This window comes from Terrabacter aerolatus (genome assembly GCF_007991735.1).
Classification (GTDB): Bacteria; Actinomycetota; Actinomycetes; order Actinomycetales; family Dermatophilaceae; genus Terrabacter; species Terrabacter aerolatus.
In genome coordinates this window covers 1-1,343 of the sequence record NZ_BJYX01000052.1, presented here as the reverse complement: position 1 = coordinate 1,343, position 1,343 = coordinate 1, and the positions used below count along the sequence as shown (strand labels likewise).

The 1,343-nt window shown below is 68.0% G+C and carries 1 protein-coding gene and 1 other annotated feature; the gene reads left to right on the top strand.

What is annotated here, in order from left to right; genetic code table 11:
• Positions 1-52: 52 nt before the first annotated feature.
• Positions 53-1,329, top strand: a protein-coding gene (locus TAE01_RS20345; protein ID WP_246111481.1) for an IS3 family transposase whose coding sequence is annotated in 2 segments (ribosomal slippage) — positions 53-341 and positions 341-1,329 — 1,278 coding nt in all. Because the reading frame shifts where the segments join, the coding sequence is not laid out codon by codon here.
• Positions 331-486, top strand: a sequence feature (AL1L pseudoknot). It overlaps the preceding gene by 156 nt.
• Positions 1,330-1,343 lie beyond the last annotated feature (14 nt).

Here is a 1,343-nt window from a genome sequence, read left to right as displayed (position 1 = left end):
TGTCCCGTTCCGGGTCTGATGGAGGCTCTCATTCCACGGAAGGATGAGAGTCATGGCAGCACCGAGGAAGTACCCGGAGGAGCTTCGGGAGCGAGCGATCAGGATGGCCATCGATCTGCGGCGTGACCCAGACACCAAGGCGGGCGCGGTGAAGCGGGTCGGCGACCAGCTCGGGATCAACCCCGACACGTTGCGCAACTGGGTCCAGCAGGCCGAGGTCGACGAGGGCCACCGCCCCGGGGTGACGAGCGCGGAGGCGAAGCGGATCGCCGAGCTCGAGCGGGAGGTCAAGGAGCTGCGCCGGGCGAACGAGATCCTGCGGACGGCGTCCGCGTTTTTCGCGGCGGCGGAGCTCGACCGCAAGCTGAAGTAGGCACCGCTGTGCCGACTGCGGTGCTCGTCGAGTACATCGACGAGCACCGCGACCGGTTCGGGGTCGAGCCGATCTGCACGGTCCTGTCGGGGGCCGGCATGCAGATCGCCCCGAGCACGTACTACGCGGCCAAGAAGCGCGCCCCGTCGGCACGATCGGTGAGTGACGCCGCGACGCTGGCCAAGATCGTGACGATCCACGCCGAGAACTACGGCGTGTACGGCATCCGGAAGGTTCATGCGGAGCTACGCCGACAGGGCCATCCGGTGGCTCGCTGCACGACGCACCGGTTGATGAGATCCGTTGGGCTGCACGGCGTCAGCCGGGCGAAGGGGCCACGCACCACGATCCCGGGCAGCGGACCGGACACCCGCCCGGACCTGGTGCAGCGGGTGTTCACCGCGACGGCACCGGACCAGCTGTGGGTCGCGGACATCACCTACTGCCGCACCTTCGCCGGGTGGGTGTACGCCGCGTTCGTCATCGACGTCTACTCCCGCCGGGTCGTCGGCTGGCAGCTGTCGAAGAACCTGCGCACCGACCTGGCGCTGGACGCCCTCGAGATGGGGTTGTGGGACCGTGCCCGCGCCGGCCAGGACACGACCGGCCTGATTCATCACTCCGACAAGGGAGTTCAATACGTCGCCGTCCGCTACACCCAGCGCCTGGCCGACGCCGGTGCGGTCGCCTCGGTCGGGTCCACCGGTGACTCGTACGACAACGCCCTGGCCGAGGCGTTCAACTCGCTGTTCAAGGCCGAACTGATCCGCAACCGAGGTCCGTGGCGCTCGATCGATGACCTCGAGATCGCCGTCGCGGAGTACATCGACTGGTTCAACCACCGACGCCTCCACGGCGAGATCGGGCTCGTCCCGCCCGTCGAGTTCGAAGACCAGCACTACCGGCAGAATCCCGTGGCGGCTACCGTCGTCGCGTCAGTTCCGAGCCTCCACTAAACCCGGAACGGGAC